Below are 15868 nucleotides of genomic sequence, written 5' to 3'. Positions count from 1 at the left end.
CATGAGCGGCAGCGCGGACAGCCTCGGGTACTTCGAGTACCGGCACACGGTCGCCTTCGCCGAGACCGATCTCGCGGGCAGCGCCGACTACGTGAACTACCTCCAGTGGCAGGCACGTTGCCGGCAGTTGTTCCTGCGCCAGACGGCGTTCGGGACGGTCCTCGACGACGACCTGGACGCCGGGCACGCCGACTTGAGGCTGTTCACGCTGCAGGTCGAGTGCGAGCTCTTCGAAGCGGTCTCGGCACTCGACCGCCTGGCCATCCGGATGCGGGTGGCCGAGATCGGACACACACAGTTCGACTTGACGTTCGACTACGTCAAGGGGGCAGGGGAGGGCGACGTACCGGTGGCTCGCGGCAGGCAGCGCGTCGTGTGTCTGCGCGGGCCGGCCGGCGCCCCCGTCCCGGCCCTGATCCCCGACGCGCTGGCACAAGCGCTGGCGCCCTACGCGGCCGGGACCCGGCCGTTGGCAGGGAGGCATACATGAGCGTCATGGCCGCTCCGTCCGCGGAGCTTGTCGACATCGATGACAGAAAGCAGTTGCGCGGGGTTCTCGGGGCGTTTCCCACCGGCGTCACCGTGGTGACGGTCGGCGGGGACGCGCCGCGGGGGATGACGGCCAATTCCTTCACGTCCGTCTCCCTCGCCCCGCCGCTCGTGCTGATCTGCGTCAACAAGGACGCGGTGATGCACCAGAAGCTCGCACTCTCCCCGGAGTTCTCGGTGTCGGTGCTCGCCGCCGGGCAGGACGACGTGGCACGGCACTTCGCCAACCACTCCCGTCCGGTGGGCGTCGGCCAGTTCGAGAACATCGACTGGGTGCCGGGCCGCTCCGGCGACGCGCCGCTCATCGCGGGCGCGGTCGCCCACCTGGAGTGCGAGAAGTGGCGCGTCTACGACGGCGGCGACCACACGATCTACCTCGGCAAGGTGCTGACGGCCGGCCGGCGGACCACGGGGGACGCCCTGCTGTTCTCCGGCGGCCGGTTCCGGCAGTTCGGCGCGGAACCCGGAGAGGGCAGGGTGGCATGACCAGGAAGCATCCGCCGGGCCCACCGGTGTGGGCACTGCCCGGCCTCCTGAAGAAGCTGGCCGTGGACCGGCTGGGCATGATGGGGGACGCCGCCGCGCTGGGTGACGCCGTACGCGTCTCGATGGGGCCCAAGAAGCTCTACATCTTCAACCGGCCGGACTACGCCAAGCACGTCCTGGCGGACAACGCCGACAACTACCACAAGGGCATCGGCCTGGTGCAGGCCCGCCAGGTCCTCGGGGACGGGCTGCTCACCAGCGACGGCGACATCTGGAAGAACCAGCGGAAGATCAACCAGCCGGCCTTCAAGCCGGGCCGCATCACCCGCCAGGCGGACGCCGTCGCCGAGGAGGCCGCCAAGCTGGTCGCCCTGCTGCGCCGGCACGAGGGGGACGGGCCCGTCGACCTGCTGCACGAGGTCACCGGGCTCACCCTCGGCGTGCTGGGCCGGACCCTGCTCGACACCGATGTGAGCAAGTACGACTCGATCGCGCACGCCTTCGAGGAGGTCCAGGACCAGGCGCTGCTGGAGATGGTCACCCAGGGCGCGACCCCGGGCTGGCTGCCGTTCCCCGCGCAGGCCCGGTTCCGCCGGGCCCGCCGGGAGCTGCACCGGGTGGCCGACGCCCTGGTAGCCGACCGCATCAAGCGGATGGCGTACGGGGAGGAGGCCGACGACGCGCTCTCGCGGATCATCGTGGCGGCCCGCCGCCAGGAGCCGGACCCGCAGCGGGTGCGGCAGCGGCTGCGCGAGGAGCTGGTCACCCTGCTCCTCGCCGGGCACGAGACCACGGCCAGCACCCTGGGCTGGACCCTGCACCTGCTGGACCGCCATCCCGAGGCGCGCGAGCTGGTGCGGGCCGAAGCCCGGGAGGCGCTCGGGGACCGCATCCCCGAGGCGGCCGACCTGCACAAGCTGACCTATACGACCAAGGTGGTCCAGGAGGCGATGCGGCTGTACCCGCCGGTGTGGGTGCTGCCGCGGGTGGCCCAGGCGGACGACGAGGTCGGCGGCTTCCACGTGTCGAAGAAGGCGGACGTGCTGGTCTGCCCGTACATCATGCACCGCAACCCGCGGCTGTGGGACGACCCGGAGCGCTTCGACCCGGAGCGCTTCGACCCCAAGCAGGTGGCCGGCCGGGACCGCTACGCGTACATCCCCTTCGGCGCCGGGCCGCGCTTCTGCGTCGGCAGCAACCTGGGAATGATGGAGGCGGTCTTCGTGACCGCCCTGATCACCCGGGACCTGGAGCTGCGCAGCGTCCGCGGCGGCGAGGCGGTGCCGGAGGCGATGCTCTCGCTCAGGATGCGCGGTGGGCTGCCCATGACGGTGCATCCGGTGAGCTGAGCGCCTGGACGACACGGGAACGGAAAGGGGCCGGCCGCGGACACCGCGGCCGGCCCCTTCGTCGTGTGGACCTGTGTCGTGTGGATCCGTGTGGTGTGGATCCGTGTCACTGGGCCAGGCGGCCCGGGCCCGTCGTGTCCTGGTCGATCCGGGCCAGCAGCACCGGCGGGTCCAGTACGTCCAGCGGGCGCAGCACGATCTCGGTCGGCCGCAGCAGGGCGCCCGGGCGCACGGTGACCGGGCCGTACTGGCCGACGGACAGCACGGCGGAGTCCTCGCGGCCGGCCGGGGAGCCGTGGTCGCGGCCGTAGGCGGTGGAGTGGACGAGGATGTGCCAGACGCCGCTGGGCACGTCCTTCAGCTCGAAGGCGCCGGGGCCGTCCAGGACGACCCAGCGCACCGGGCGGCCCTGGCGCACCCGGCTGGGGAAGAGACCGACGAACATGTTCCCCGGCTCCTCGCCGGGGGGCAGCACGATGCGTCCGCGTAAGGAGAGGCTGTGCGCCACGGCGCCGCTGCGTACCGTCGTGGCGGGAAATTTCGGCAGCACTCCGCCGAATTCCCGGTAGGCGCTCGGGGAAAGACCCACGCACGCCTTGAAGCGGGAACTGAAAGTGCCGACGCTGCTGTATCCGACCTGGCTGCTGATGTCCGCCACACTGAAATCGGTGTGGGTGAGGAGGCGCTTGGCCTCCTGGATGCGCAATGCGGAGAGGAAACGCCCGGGCGATGTTCCGGTGGCATCGCGGAAGATGCGCGTGAAATGGAACTTGCTGAACATCGCGGTGCGCGCCATGTCGTCGATCGTCAGGTCCTGGCCGAGATTGACGTGCATGAAGCCGATCACGCGGCGGACGGCCTGCTCGATGGTCGTCGTGGTCACCGTATCTCCCTGTCGGTACGGGGCGTCAACGCCGAGTTGGCTGAGTCGCGTGCAGTTCCGGGTGCTTCGTCGTGAGGCCCGCGTGCCGGCGTACGGCCAGCTCCTCGGCGAAGCGCCGCCAGGTGTCCGAGCAGTGCCGGGCGAGGTCGGCCACGGCGTCGACGCTGTGCGGAGGCACGGCCTCCAGGCGCTTGCGCCACGCCTCGTCGACGATGAAGTGCGCGTGCAGCCAGCGGATGAATTCGCGTCCCTGGTCGGAGTGGCGCAGCGACGGGTCGTTGGCGAGCCGGCGCAGGGTGTCCAGCGGCGGGCGCGAGCGCGGCGAGAGCAGCGCGTGGGCGGGCGGCGGCACGCGGTAGGCGGCCTGCGCCGCCCGGTCGCCGCCTGCCTGCTCCTCGCCCGCCGTGCCGGGCTCCCGCTTGGGGTTCTGGCCGGCGCCCTGCCGGTTCTGCGGCACCGGGTCCTCGCCGCGCAGCAGCCGCTGGCGTACGTCGTGCGCGGTGCCCAGGGAAAGGCCGGTCTTCTCCACCACGGTGCGCAGGGGCAGCGCGGGGTCCTGGGCGAGCAGCTCGGCGGCGTGCATCCGCTCGGCGGTCCTGTCCAGGGGGTGGGCGCGGCCGTCGGCGCCGGTGCGGACGTTCAGGGGCGGAGATCCCGCGGCTGAACACACCCGCACGCCGGCCACGGTCTTGGCGTCGAGGCCCACGTGCGCGGCGACGGCCCGGTCGGACAGGCTCGGGTCGGAGGCCAGGATGCGCGCGGCGGCCGTCTTGCGGTCGGCCACCGACAGCGGGAGTCCGTTGGCGATGTTGGCCGCCACCGAGCGCAGGAAGACCTGCTCCTCGGCGCCGTCGAAGAAGCGCACCTCGACCGTGTCCAGCCCTTTGAGGCTGGCCGCGCGGATCCGGTGCATGCCGTCGACGACGCGCATGGTGGGGCGGTGCACGAGCACGGGCGGCAGCGAGGAGAAGACCGCGGCCAGCCTGCGCACGTGCGACTTGTCGATTCCGTTGAGCCGCGGTGAATCCGCGGGTGCGAGTTCGTCTATCCGCACGCGGTGCGTGGAGGACCCAGGCGGCACCGGAGCTTCGTCAGCACTTTTCACGTTTCCCCCAAGCATGAGACCTAGGCGCGCTTCTGTCTGACGTCTCGCCGCAGAAGGAATGTCACGTGCGGGTGAGGAATGCATCCGGGATTGAAGCGTAGGCCAGCGCTCCGGGTGCCCGCAGACTCCGGGGCTCCCGATGCCGCAACTCTGGTGAGTCGCTCCCGGCTTCGCCGCGACTTTGGCTTGTTGCTTGAACAGAGGAGCGAGTCATAGCTTTTATTTACGCCGGAAGGCACCCACTCAGAAACGGAACGGAAGGAGATCGCGTTGCGAGAAGAAAACGCACGAGTGGCGCCGAACGGCGAGTACCGGACCATGACCCTGGAGGCTTATGCCGACACCATTATCCCGGGGCAGAAGCGATCGGCCGAAGACCGTGCGATCGCCGGTGTGACCACCGGCGGCGGCGCGGTCGAGGCCGGCGCGCTGGAACTCCTCCGCTGGGACGCCACCGGCATCCACGACGGACTGGACGACCTGGCGGACCTCGCCAACACCCACGCCGAGGCCTACGCCGCGGAGCTGGGGCTCGACCTCGACGAGGACGTGCCGCCCTTCGTGGCCCTCGACTACGGGCACCGGGTCGCCCTCATCCAGCGGCTGACCACCCCCGGCCACCCGGAGAAGGACTTCTGGGTGATGCTCTCGCTCTTCTGCAACATGGCCTTCGACTCGGCCGCGCACCTGCACACCGCGGAGGCGATCGCCGACGGCCACCCCGGACTCGTCGCGATGGGCCTGCCGCACCCCGGTGCCGACGGCCTCGTGCGCTTCAAGGAATTCGGCTACGGCCGCGAACTCGCCCGCCTCCACCCGGACACGACGCCCTCTGGGAGCCCCGCATGAGCAACGCCGTCGAGCGTACGGACGTCCTGGTCATCGGCAGCGGCTTCGGTGGTGCGATCACCGCCTACCACCTGGCGGCGGGCGGCGCGAAGGTCACCGTCCTGGAACGCGGGCCGTGGCTGCAGAGCGAGGAGTTCGAGCACGACTACAAGCTCGGCTCCTCCTACACCCGGGCCTTCGACTTCACCGTGGGCGACGGGATGAGCATCCTCGGCGGCAACTGCGTCGGCGGCGGCAGCGTCGTCTACTTCGCCGCGATGCCCAGGGCGCCGCGCTTCGTCTTCGACCGGCACGGCTCCATCGGCCGCCGGATGTGGCCGAGCTCGGTCAGCCGCGACACCCTCGAACCCTGGTACGACCGCGTCGAGGAGTCCCTGTCCATCGAGAAACAGGATTGGAGCGACGTCAGCTACGCCGGCGGCCTGTGGGCCGCGGCCTGCAACCACTCCGGACGCACCGCCAACCCGCTGCCGGCAGCCGTCGACAACACGAAGTGCGTCAACTGCAACTTCATGATGGCCGGCTGCCGCTTCGAGGCGAAGCAGTCGCTGCTGCTGAACTACCTGCCAGCGGCGCTCGCCCACGGCGCGGAGATCCGGCCGCTGCACGAGGTGCAGCACATCACCCGCACCTCGGACGGCGACTACCAGGTCCACTTCAACGTCGTCCACGACGAGGACTACCGGCTCCAGGCCGGCAGCGGCGTGATCGAGGCGAAGATCGTCGTCATCGCGGCCGGAGCCGGCGCCACGCCGGTCATCCTGCAGCGCAGCGAGGCCCACCTCGGCACGATGCCGCACGCGGTCGGCCGTTACTTCTCCGGCAACGGGGAGCGGCTCAACACCGCGATCATCGACGAGGAGAAGGCCGCCGCCCTGCTCGGCCTCGACCGCGGCGACGGACTGGCCTACGCGGCCAACGCGATCGGCAAGGGCCCCACCGTGGCCAACTGGGACCGTCTGGACGGCTCCCTGCCCGAATACCACCGCTACTCGCTGGAGCAGCTGTACTTCCCGCCGGGCCTCGGCACGATCCTGGCCCAGGTCCCCGACGCGACCGGGCCCACGTGGTTCGGTGCGGAGAAGAAGGAGATCCTCAAGAACTGGCCCTCGTGGCTGACCATCTTCACGATGATCGAGGACGACAACGAAGGAGTCTTCGGGCCGCCGCCCGCCACCGGCAACGCGCACCGGATATCCCAGCAGATGCTGGGCCGGGGCAACCTGAGGTACGACCCCACCAGGAACACCCAGGCCGCCTGGGACATGTCCGACGCCGAGGTGAAGGAGATCCTCGAGAAGGACGGTCTGGCCAAGGTGATGCCCTGGACCAACGACCTGGTCGGCGCCTACACGGTGCACCCGCTCGCCTCGTGCAGGATGGGCGACGACCCGCACACCTCGGCGCTCGACGACCGCAACGAACTGCGGGGCCACCCCGGCATCTTCGTCACGGACGGCTCGTCCGTGCCCGGAGCGCTGACCGTCAACCCGGCCATGACCATCTCCGCGCTCGCCGAGCGCGCCGTACCGGGCATCGTGGCCGCCGCGCAGGCCAAGGGGATCAACGTCTCCTACGGTGCGCCGGCCCCGGACGGATCCAGGAGCGGCCGCAAGAACGTGCTGCCCCTGCTGACCGGTCTGACGAACCGCTGAGCACCGCTGCCCCACCGCTGACGCACGGCTGACCCACCGGCACGTGATCGCGTACGACAGGCACCGCTTTCGGCACCGCTGACGGCACTGCTTTCGGCACCGCTTCGGCACTTCTTCCGGCACTCCCCGTCCGGCGCGAGAGATCGCCCGGGCGGATGTGTCCGGCAAGTGAGTTGTTTCAAGCAACCCCCTCGAACAGCACCTCACCGCACCCACCGGCCTCACCGGACCCCACTGGAACCGACAGACGCTACGAAGGGCTACGACGATGACGACCACCGCGACGACCGACTACTTCGAGTACCGGCACACCGTTGGCTTCGAGGAGACCAACCTGGTGGGCAACGTGTACTACGTGAACTACCTCCGGTGGCAGGGACGCTGCCGGGAGCTGTTCCTCAAGCAGAAGGCACCCGCGGTCCTCGCCGACGTCCAGGAGGACCTCAAGCTCTTCACCCTGAAGGTCGACTGCGAGTTCTTCGCCGAGATCACGGCCTTCGACGAGCTGTCGATCCGGATGCGGCTGGCCGAGCAGGCCCAGACCCAGCTGGAGTTCACCTTCGACTACGTCAAGGTGACCGAGGACGGCACGGAGACCCTGGTGGCCCGCGGCAAGCAGCGGATCGCCTGCATGCGGGGTCCGAACACGGCCACCGTCCCCTCGCTGATCCCCGACGCCCTCGCCCAGGCGCTGGCGCCGTACGCCACCCAGAACCGCTCGCTCGTCGGCCGGGCCGCCTGAGCCGCAGCGGCGGGCGCGTCCTGCCCGCCGTCGTCCGTCCCGCCCGGTGAGTTGCTTGACGAAACCCGCACCGCACGCCCGGTGAGTTGCTTCACGAAACCCGCTGCACAGCACACGCCGTACGACCCCTCCGCACCGCCACCCCCGTAGCCACCTCCCGAAGGAGCCAGTCATGAGCATCAGCGTCGTTCTCAAGGACCTCACCGCCGACATCGACGAGGTCGCCCGCCTGGTCGAAGACCTCGACGACAGCGCGTGGCACACGCCGACCCCGTCGCCCGGCTGGAGCGTCGCCGACCAGATCGCCCACCTGACCTTCATCTTCACGCTGGCCAAGACCGCCGCCGCGGCCCCGGAGACCTTCAAGAAGATCACCGCCGCGGCCGCCGGCGACTTCAACGGCGCGGTCAACGCGGCGCTCCAGCAGTACAACGGCTTCCCGCCGAAGGAACTGCTGGCCCGCTTCCGGGCCGAGGGCGAGGCGTCGGTGGAGGCCCTGGCGGCCGTACCGGAAGGCCAGGTCGTGCCGTGGCTGGTCAATCCACTGCCGCCGGTCGTGCTCGCCTGCGCCGGGATCATGGAGCTCTTCGGGCACGGCCAGGACATCGCCGACGCCCTCGGCGTGCGCAGGCAGCCCACCGACCGGCTCCGCCACCTGGTCAACTTCGCCTTCCTCACCCGTGACTTCGGCTACGAGTCGCACGGCCTGACCCCGCCGGCCGGCCCGTTCCGCTTCGAGCTCACCGGTCCCTCCGGCGACCTGTGGACCGTCGGCCCCGAGGACGCCACCCAGAAGATCACCGGATCGGCCCACGACTTCTGCCTGCTGGTCACCCGCCGCCGCCACCGTGACGACCTGGCCCTGACCGCCACCGGCGAGCAGGCCGACCACTGGCTCGGCATCGCCCAGGCCTACCGCGGCCCGGCCGGTGACGGCCGCACCCCCGGCCAGTTCGCGGACGCCCACTGATGACCCGCCCGGCCGGGCCGCGCCGCACCGCGCGGCGCGCCCACCCGCCGACCACCGCCACCCGCCCGCGGCCCGCCGTCCGCCGGACCGCAGATCCCCGTATCAGGGCCCGCAGCCCACCAGGGAAGGAGACACCGTGACCAGTACCGGACTGCACCGCGTGACCGTGATCGGCTGCGGCCTGATCGGCACCTCGCTCGCCCTCGCCCTCACCCGCGCCGGTGTCGAGGTCCTCCTGGAGGACCACGACCCCGACGCGCTGGGCCGGGCCATGCTGATGGGCGCCGGCACCCCGCTCGCCCCCGCCGCTCCGCCCGCCGACCTCGTGGTGATCGCCACCCCGCCGTCCACCGTCGTGGACGTGCTGTACGAGGCGCAGGCCCGCGGCCTCGGCCACGCCTACACGGACGTGGCCGACGCCAAGGAGCAGATCTGGGCGGAGGCGGAGCTGCGCGGCTGCGACGTCCGCGGCTACGTGCCCGGCCGCCCGGTCGTCGGCCGGTCGTCGGCCGGCCGGGGCCCGGCGGACGCCGCCGAGGCCCGGGCGGACCTCTTCGCCGGCCGGTCCTGGATCGTCTGCCCCTACCCCGCCGCCGAGCCGCGCGCCCTGGACGCGGTCGACGCGCTGGTGGCCCTCTGCGGGGCCCGCCGCCGGGACATGAGCCCGGCGGAACACGACCGGGCCGTCGCCGCCGCCCCCGCGGCGGCGGCCCGCCCCGCAGAGCGCACGGCCGACCGCCCCGCAGCGCAGCGTCCCGCAGAACGCCCGGCCGATGGGCCCGGCGAGCGCTCCGCCGACCGCCCCCGCGGCCGGTCGGCGGGGCACGCGACCGGCCGGAACACGGGCCGGACGGGCCACTGCAGGGCCTGACGGCAATCCAGGAGATGCACCGCCCACGAGGCGCATGTGAGGCTCCAACAGCCGGCCGGCGGGCCGAGCGGCCCCGTCGGCACGCACGACCGGTGACCGGCGGCAGGGGACGAGCTGATTGGACGACACCGCATGGTCTCCACCTCGATTCAAGGGCGCTTCGCCGAGCAGGCGCGCCGCACGCCCGACGCCGTGGCCGTGTCCGCGGACGGCGGCCGCCTGACCTACCGGGAGCTGGACGAGCGGGCCAACCGCCTCGCCCACCGCCTCATCGGCCTCGGAGTGCGCGAGCAGGACCCGGTGGCCGTGCTCATGGAGCGCTCCGCGGACCTGGTCGTCGCCACCCTCGCCGTCCTCAAGGCCGGCGCCTTCTACCTCCCGCTGCACAGCGCCTACCCGCTGGAGCGGATGCAGGTCATCGTGGACCGGGCGCAGCGCCCGGTGCTCCTGACGGACCGGCCGGCCGACGGGCCCGGACTGCCGCTCGCCGGCCGGGTGCTGGAGGTGGCGGGCGGCGCGGAGAGCGCGGGCCGCCCCGACACCGCCCCCGACACCGCGGCCGCCGAGGACGGGGACCGGATCGCGTACGTCATCCACACCTCCGGATCGACCGGCGAGCCCAAGGGCGTCGAGGTCACCCACCGGGGCGTGGTGCAGTTCGCGGCGGACTCCAGCTGGAACGGCGGGGCGCAGCAGACGGTGCTGGCGCTCGCCCCGTACGCCTTCGGGGTGTCGACGTACGAGCTGTGGATCCCGCTGCTGCGCGGCGGCACCGTCGTGCTGGCGCCGCCCGGGGTGCCGGACGTGCCCACCCTGCGCCGGCTGATCGCCGACGAGCGGATCACCGCCCTGCACGTGACCGCCGGCCTGTTCCGGGTGATCGCGGAGGAGGCCCCGGACACCTTCGCCGGCGTCCGCGAGGTCCTCACCGGCGGGGACGTCATCGCCCCGACGGCCGTGCGCCGGGTCCTGGAGGCCTGCCCGGGGATCACGGTCCGCGCGATGTACGGGGCGACGGAGGTGTCCTCGTTCGCGGCGTACGCGACGATGACCGCCGCGAACCCGCCGGCCGGCGCGGTGCCCGTCGGCCGCCCCATGGACACCGTCGGCGTCCGGCTCCTCGACGAGGCGCTCGCCGAGGTCGCCGACGGCGAGACCGGTGAACTCCACATCCACGGCGACCGGTTGGCGCGCGGCTACTACGGCCGCCCCGACCTGACCGCCGAGCGCTTCGTGCAGGACCCGCACGGGCCGGCCGGCGCCGTGATGTACCGCACCGGCGACCTGATGCGCCGCAACGCCGAGGGCCTGCTGGAGTTCGCGGGCCGGGCCGGCGACCAGCTGAAGATCAACGGCTATCTGGTGGAGCCCGCGGAGGTGGAGCACGCGCTGGCACAGCTGCCGGGCGTCGCGCTCGCCGCGGTCGTCGCCAAGGAGCACCAGGCGGGCCACAAGCAGCTCGTCGCGTACGTCGTCCCCACGGCCGGGGACCCGGCCGCCGGGGGTGCGGCGGCCGGTGTGGACGCCGCGGACCTGCGGGCCGGGCTGGCCCGGACGCTGCCCGACTACATGGTGCCGGCCGCCTTCGTGGAGCTGGCCGCGCTGCCCCTGACCCCCAACGGCAAGCTCGACCGGGCCGCGCTCCCCGAGCCCGCGCCCGACCGGGCGGGGGCGGGCACGGCCGAATCGGCAGCCCCGCGCACCGCCCGCCAGGAAGCCCTGTGCGTCCTGTTCGCCGAGGTGCTCGCCCTGCCGGGCGTCGGCCTCGACGACAGCTTCATCGACCTGGGCGGCCAGTCGCTCCAGGCCGTCCGGCTGGCCGGCCGGATCGGCGTGCAGTTCGGCGCCGAGATCACCGTCGGAGACATCTTCAACTGCCCCACCGTGGCCGAACTCGACGCCTACCTGCAGGAGCTCGACAAGGCCGCGTGAGCGCCCGCCCCTCCCACGCCACCGGCGGCGTCCACGCCGCCGGCCTCCGGGGCGGTCGGCCCCGGCTCAGAAAGGACTGGTCACCTTGAGCATCACCGCCGCACCGGCGCAGGCCGGCGGAAGCGCACTGCCGATCCCGCTCTCCTTCAACCAGGAGTTCCTGCGCGGCTTCGACAAGGGCGACACCGACGGAGCCTTCGGCCACCGGCACACCCTGGTGTGCGGCTGGCGCGTCGCCGGCGAGGTGGACACCGACGCCCTCCAGCGGGCCCTCGACGACGTCGTCGCCCGCCACGAGGTGCTGCGCACCGCGGTCACCCGCGGCGAGGGCGAGGGCCGCCAGGAGATCCACCCGCCGGTGCGGGTGCCGCTGGAGGTGCGCGAGCTGCCGGCCGGCGACGCCGAGCAGCGCGGGGTGCGCGCCGAGCGGTTCCTCAACGAGCTGGACGGCGGCACGTACAGCGTGCGCGAGCTGCCGCACCTGCGGGCCGTGCTCGGCCGCTTCGACGCGCAGGACGGGGTGCTGGTGCTGGTCACCCACCACACCGCCACCGACGCCTGGTCCCTCCAGGTCATCATGCGCGACCTCGCCGACCGGTACGCGGCCCACACCGACGGCGACTCCGACGGTGAGGGCGCGGCCGCCGCGCAGGCTCCGGTCGCCCAGTACCAGGACTTCGCCCGCTGGCAGCACGAGAACGCCGACAGCGACAAGCTGAAGACGGCACGCGCCTACTGGAGCGAGCGGCTCGCCGGCGCGCAGATCACCGGCGTCACCTCGGACCGCCCCCGCAGCGAGGACCTGCCCAGCGCCTACGGCGTGCACCGGTTCGTGTTCGGCGCCGAGCTGTCCGCGGCCGTGCTCGCGTACTCCCGCACCGTGCGCAGCACCCCGTTCATGGTGATGACCGCGGCCTACAGCGTGCTGCTGCGCAATCTGACCGGCACCACCGACGTGGTCTTCCCGACGTTCTCCGCGGGCCGCTACGAAGAGCGGTTCATGGACGCGGTCGGCCCGTTCTTCAACTTCGTGCCGATCCGCGTCGACACGACCGGGTGCACGACCCTGGGCGACGTGGTCGAGCAGGCCCGTACCGCGTGCGTGGGGGCGTACCAGCACGAGATCCCGTTCGCCGCCGTGGCGGGCGACTCCCCGGAGGTGCTCGCCCCGTTCGCGGACGGCACGCTGGCCGTCATCGCGTTCGAGGTGCTGCAGTCGCCGTTCCCGATGGAGGGCGCCACCGTCGGCGGGCTGGAGTTCGACGAGATCCGCCGCCGGGAGCTGTCCCAGCAGGTCAGCTCGGCCATCCCGGACGGCGGCCTGTGGGCGATGGACGTGCTGCCCTCCGGGGAGCTCGCCGGCAGCCTGAAGTTCGACCACAACCGCTTCGACGAGGCCACCGCCCGCGCGCTGGTCGCCGAGTTCCGCCGGCTGCTCCAGACGATCGCCGAAGCGCCCGGCACCGCACTGGCCGCGCTGTGAGCACCGGCTCACCGGGCCTGTGCGTGCAGGTCCGGTGGGTGCCTGCTCCTGCTCGGTGAGCCCTGCTCTGTGAGTCCCGTTCTGTCCCACGGCGGCCGCTCGGACGCCGCCTCAGCGACGTAAAAGGAACGCATCGACGATGACAACGACCGTGGCCGCAGCCACCTCCCCCGCCGCCGTGGCTCCGCCCGAGCCGGGCCTGACCCCCGACGAGATCGTGGCCCGCGCCCGGGCGCTGGCCCCGACGCTGACCCCGCGCCAGGCCGAGACCGAGCAGCGCGGCCACTACGCCGAGGACACCCACGAGGAGTTCACCCGGGCGGGCTTCTACCGCATCCTGGTGCCGCGCCGGTACGGCGGCTACGAGTTCGGCCCCGAGACGTTCGTCCGGGTGGCGATGGAGCTGGCCCGCGGCTGCCCGTCGACCGGCTGGATGTACCTGTTCGGCGCCGCGCACGCGCTGGTCGTCGGCACCCTCTTCGACGAGGAGACGCAGGCCGAGCTGTTCGGCACCGGCGAGTTCATCTGCCCGGCGACGGTCGCCCCGGCGGGCAGCGCGAAGCAGGACGCCGACGGCGACTGGGTCCTCGACGGCACCTGGAGCTACTGCTCGGGCTCGCCGTACGCCACGCACTTCATCGCCCACACCATGGTCGGTCAGGGGGAGGGGCAGCCGCCCGCCCCCCTGATGTTCATCGCCCCCCGGAGTCAGTGGCAGCGGCTGGACGACTGGGGGGACCAGCTCGGGCTCAAGGGAAGCGGGTCGTACAGCATCCGCATGGACGGGGGCCGCATCCCGGCGCGCTTCACGCTGCCGGGCCACCTGAGCATGTTCCCCATCACGGAGGAGACGCCAGGGCGCGTCCTGCACGGCCCCGAGTACGGCGGCGGCCCGCTCAGCTTCATGCTCCTGGAACTGGGGGCGCTCGCCGTCGGCATGGCCAAGGGCGCGCTCGACGCGTACGAGGAGCTGATGCGCTCCCGCGTGACGGCGTTCTTCCCGATCGTGCCCCGCACCGAGGACCCCGACTACCAGTTCCGGTACGGCGAGGCCACCGGCATGATCAGCGCCGCCGAGGCGGCCGTCCTGCACGCCACCGGCCAGTGGTACGAGCTGTGCTCCAAGGACGCGGCGGAGTTCACCCGCGAGGAGGAGCTGCGCCTGGCGACCATCAGCCGGGAGGCCGTACGGCTGTGCTGGCGGGCCGTCGAGAGCCAGCTGTTCCCGACCGCCGGCTCCAGCTCGGTGCGGCACGGCGAGCGCATCGAGCGGGTGTGGCGCGACCTGTCGATGCTGCACAGCCACGCCGGGAACGGCATCTTCCTGTCCACGCACGCCAACCGCGAACTCGCCCGCGCCCACTTCGGCATCGGCGTCGGTCAGTAACCCCTCTTGTCCCGCCCGTCCCTCGCTTTGTTTCACAGAAATCGGATGAGTCCATGGAGCAACGCTGCCCGTTCGCCCTCGACACCACCGGCCGGGACATCCACGGCGAGGCCGCCGCGCTGCGTGCGCTCGGCCCCACCCAGGTGGAGCTGCCCGGCAAGGTGATCGCCTGGTCGCTCAACAGCAACGAAGCGATCCGGCAGGTGCTCGCCGACCCGCGGGTCACCAAGAGCGCCCGCAACCACTGGCCGGCCTTCGTCAACCACGAGGTCCCGCCGGACTGGGAGCTGATCAGCTGGGTCGCCATGGACAACATGGTCACCGCGTACGGGAAGAACCACGTACGGCTGCGCAAGCTGGTCGGCAAGGCGTTCACGCCGCGCCGCACCGAGGCGTTCCGGCCGCGGATCGAGGAGCTGACCGACCAGCTCCTGGACGCGCTGGAGGCGGCCGCGCCCGGTGAGGTCGTCGACCTGAGGGAACGGTTCGCCTACCCGCTGCCGGCCCGTCTCGTCGCCGACCTCATCGGCATGGAGGAGGAGGCGCGCGCCAAGACGGCCAAGGTCATCGACCTGATGGTGGACACCACCGTCACGCCCGAGCAGGCCCAGGCGGTGCTGGCCGGATGGCGCGGCGCGATGGCCGACCTCATCGCCGAGAAGCGGCGCCAGCCCGGCGAGGACATCACCAGCGACCTCGTGGCCGCCCGCGACGACGAGGACGGCTCGAAGCTGAGCGAGGACGAGCTCGCCGACACGATCTTCGCGATCCTCGGCGCCGGCTCCGAGACCACCATCAACTTCTTCGACAACGCCATCACGGCGCTGCTCAGCGACCCCAAGCAGCTGGAGCTGGTCCGCAGCGGCGCCGCCACCTGGGACGACGTCATCGACGAGACGCTGCGCGTCGAGTCGCCGCTGGCGCACCTGCCGCTGCGCTACGCGGCGGAGGACATCGAGGTCGAGGGGGTGCTCATACCCAAGGGCGACGTCATCCTCGTCAACTACAGCGCGGTGGGCCGCGACCCCGAGCTGCACAGCGACAACCCCGACGCCTTCGACCTGACCCGCGCCGACAAGGAGCACCTGTCCTTCGGCTTCGGCCCGCACTACTGCCTCGGCGCCGGCATCGCCCGCCTGGTCGCCCGTACCGGCCTGTCGCGCCTGTTCGCCCGCTACCCGGACCTGGCCCTGGCCGCGTCCCCCGACGAGCTGGAACCCCTCCCGACCTTCATCATGAACGGCCACCGCACCCTCCCGGTGCGCCTCACGCCGGCCGCGTAGTCCCGGCGGCCCGACCGGCCGTCCCCGCCTGCGGACCGGGCGCCACCTCTCCGGCGCCCGGCCCGCAGGCGTGTCCGGCGCCCGCTTCCGCCGCAGCGGCGTCGAGGATCCGGCCGACTTCGGAGGCGATCGTCACCAAAGCGGCGCGCAACTCACGCTCGGCCTTCTTCCGGGCCTCCCGCGCCTCCCGGGTCGGCTCGAAGTCTCCGCGGGCCCCGCGTCCGGTGAGACGCTCGGCCGCCTGCCGGCGCCGGTGACACCGTGCTGTCTCTGCGAGGCCGTCGTCGTCGCGGTCGACGTTCGTGATGCCCATGCTGACCCCTC

The 15868-nt window shown here is 72.2% G+C and carries 15 protein-coding genes; 12 read left to right on the top strand and 3 right to left on the bottom strand.

Annotated elements, in window-relative coordinates; translation table 11 throughout:
• Position 1: 1 nt before the first annotated feature.
• Genes OG764_RS40530 through OG764_RS40520 form a run of 3 tightly spaced genes read left to right on the top strand, consistent with a single transcriptional unit; the run spans position 2 to position 2384 of the window.
• A complete protein-coding gene (locus OG764_RS40530) occupies positions 2 to 490 on the top strand; it encodes an acyl-CoA thioesterase (RefSeq protein ID WP_328973855.1) in 489 nt (162 codons plus the stop codon).
• Positions 487 to 1035, top strand: a complete 549-nt coding sequence (locus OG764_RS40525) for a flavin reductase family protein (protein ID WP_328973854.1) — start codon at positions 487 to 489, stop codon at positions 1033 to 1035. Before OG764_RS40530 ends, OG764_RS40525 begins: the two co-directional genes overlap by 4 nt.
• Positions 1032 to 2384 carry a cytochrome P450 gene (locus OG764_RS40520; RefSeq protein WP_328973853.1) on the top strand — a complete coding sequence of 451 codons (1353 nt, stop codon included), beginning with the start codon at positions 1032 to 1034 and terminating at the stop codon, positions 2382 to 2384. Before OG764_RS40525 ends, OG764_RS40520 begins: the two co-directional genes overlap by 4 nt.
• Positions 2385 to 2490: 106 nt before the next feature.
• Here the strand turns inward: OG764_RS40520 and OG764_RS40515 are convergent, their stop codons facing one another.
• Together OG764_RS40515 and OG764_RS40510 are read right to left on the bottom strand one after the other, a co-directional pair.
• Entirely contained in the window at positions 2491 to 3267 is a 777-nt protein-coding gene (locus tag OG764_RS40515; RefSeq protein ID WP_328973852.1) for an AraC family transcriptional regulator, read from the bottom strand.
• A 25-nt stretch (positions 3268 to 3292) separates the two neighbouring features.
• Positions 3293 to 4321: a ParB/RepB/Spo0J family partition protein gene (locus OG764_RS40510; RefSeq protein WP_328973851.1), complete on the bottom strand. Its 1029-nt coding sequence runs from the start codon at positions 4319 to 4321 to the stop codon at positions 3293 to 3295.
• 369 nt (positions 4322 to 4690) lie between these two features.
• Between OG764_RS40510 and OG764_RS40505 the strand changes: the two genes are divergently transcribed.
• The 9 genes from OG764_RS40505 to OG764_RS40465 all read left to right on the top strand — a co-directional run bounded on the left by OG764_RS40505 (position 4691) and on the right by OG764_RS40465 (position 15544).
• On the top strand, positions 4691 to 5221 hold the full coding sequence (locus OG764_RS40505) for a DUF5987 family protein (protein WP_328973878.1): 531 nt from the start codon (positions 4691 to 4693) through the stop codon (positions 5219 to 5221).
• Entirely contained in the window at positions 5218 to 6876 is a 1659-nt protein-coding gene (locus tag OG764_RS40500) for a GMC family oxidoreductase (protein ID WP_328973850.1), read from the top strand. The genes OG764_RS40505 and OG764_RS40500 overlap by 4 nt, the downstream gene beginning before the upstream one ends.
• Positions 6877 to 7144: 268 nt before the next feature.
• Entirely contained in the window at positions 7145 to 7618 is a 474-nt protein-coding gene (locus OG764_RS40495; RefSeq protein ID WP_328973849.1) for an acyl-CoA thioesterase, read from the top strand.
• Between the two features lie 172 nt (positions 7619 to 7790).
• Positions 7791 to 8588 carry a TIGR03084 family metal-binding protein gene (locus OG764_RS40490; protein ID WP_328973848.1) on the top strand — a complete coding sequence of 266 codons (798 nt, stop codon included), beginning with the start codon at positions 7791 to 7793 and terminating at the stop codon, positions 8586 to 8588.
• 136 nt (positions 8589 to 8724) lie between these two features.
• Positions 8725 to 9459 (top strand): prephenate dehydrogenase/arogenate dehydrogenase family protein, encoded by a 735-nt coding sequence (locus OG764_RS40485; protein WP_328973847.1) that lies wholly within the window; start codon positions 8725 to 8727, stop codon positions 9457 to 9459.
• A gap of 132 nt (positions 9460 to 9591) precedes the next feature.
• Positions 9592 to 11391 carry a non-ribosomal peptide synthetase gene (locus OG764_RS40480; RefSeq protein ID WP_328973846.1) on the top strand — a complete coding sequence of 600 codons (1800 nt, stop codon included), beginning with the start codon at positions 9592 to 9594 and terminating at the stop codon, positions 11389 to 11391.
• A gap of 85 nt (positions 11392 to 11476) precedes the next feature.
• Entirely contained in the window at positions 11477 to 12874 is a 1398-nt protein-coding gene (locus OG764_RS40475) for a condensation domain-containing protein (protein ID WP_328973845.1), read from the top strand.
• A 139-nt stretch (positions 12875 to 13013) separates the two neighbouring features.
• Positions 13014 to 14261 (top strand): acyl-CoA dehydrogenase family protein, encoded by a 1248-nt coding sequence (locus OG764_RS40470; protein ID WP_328973844.1) that lies wholly within the window; start codon positions 13014 to 13016, stop codon positions 14259 to 14261.
• Positions 14262 to 14314: 53 nt separating this feature from the next.
• Positions 14315 to 15544, top strand: a complete 1230-nt coding sequence (locus OG764_RS40465; RefSeq protein ID WP_328973843.1) for a cytochrome P450 family protein — start codon at positions 14315 to 14317, stop codon at positions 15542 to 15544.
• Here OG764_RS40465 and OG764_RS40460 read toward each other — a convergent pair.
• Entirely contained in the window at positions 15528 to 15857 is a 330-nt protein-coding gene (locus OG764_RS40460; RefSeq protein ID WP_328973842.1) for a hypothetical protein, read from the bottom strand. The genes OG764_RS40465 and OG764_RS40460 overlap by 17 nt on opposite strands.
• Positions 15858 to 15868: the final 11 nt, after the last annotated feature.

Source organism: Streptomyces sp. NBC_00239 (assembly GCF_036194065.1).
Classification (GTDB): Bacteria; Actinomycetota; Actinomycetes; order Streptomycetales; family Streptomycetaceae; genus Streptomyces.
Note: the sequence above shows the minus strand (reverse complement) of the source record. Positions and strands in the feature narration are given on the sequence as shown.

Excerpts from the sequence above, each read along its gene's own strand:
- OG764_RS40530 (WP_328973855.1), top strand. The coding sequence starts at position 2 with ATGAGCGGCAGCGCGGACAGCCTCGGGTACTTCGAGTACCGGCACACG.
- OG764_RS40505 (WP_328973878.1), top strand. The coding sequence starts at position 4,691 with ATGACCCTGGAGGCTTATGCCGACACCATTATCCCGGGGCAGAAGCGA.
- OG764_RS40465 (WP_328973843.1), top strand. The coding sequence starts at position 14,315 with ATGGAGCAACGCTGCCCGTTCGCCCTCGACACCACCGGCCGGGACATC.
- OG764_RS40520 (WP_328973853.1), top strand. The coding sequence starts at position 1,032 with ATGACCAGGAAGCATCCGCCGGGCCCACCGGTGTGGGCACTGCCCGGC.
- OG764_RS40525 (WP_328973854.1), top strand. The coding sequence starts at position 487 with ATGAGCGTCATGGCCGCTCCGTCCGCGGAGCTTGTCGACATCGATGAC.
- OG764_RS40495 (WP_328973849.1), top strand. The coding sequence starts at position 7,145 with ATGACGACCACCGCGACGACCGACTACTTCGAGTACCGGCACACCGTT.
- OG764_RS40470 (WP_328973844.1), top strand. The coding sequence starts at position 13,014 with ATGACAACGACCGTGGCCGCAGCCACCTCCCCCGCCGCCGTGGCTCCG.
- OG764_RS40500 (WP_328973850.1), top strand. The coding sequence starts at position 5,218 with ATGAGCAACGCCGTCGAGCGTACGGACGTCCTGGTCATCGGCAGCGGC.
- OG764_RS40480 (WP_328973846.1), top strand. The coding sequence starts at position 9,592 with ATGGTCTCCACCTCGATTCAAGGGCGCTTCGCCGAGCAGGCGCGCCGC.
- OG764_RS40490 (WP_328973848.1), top strand. The coding sequence starts at position 7,791 with ATGAGCATCAGCGTCGTTCTCAAGGACCTCACCGCCGACATCGACGAG.
- OG764_RS40460 (WP_328973842.1), bottom strand. The coding sequence starts at position 15,857 with ATGGGCATCACGAACGTCGACCGCGACGACGACGGCCTCGCAGAGACA.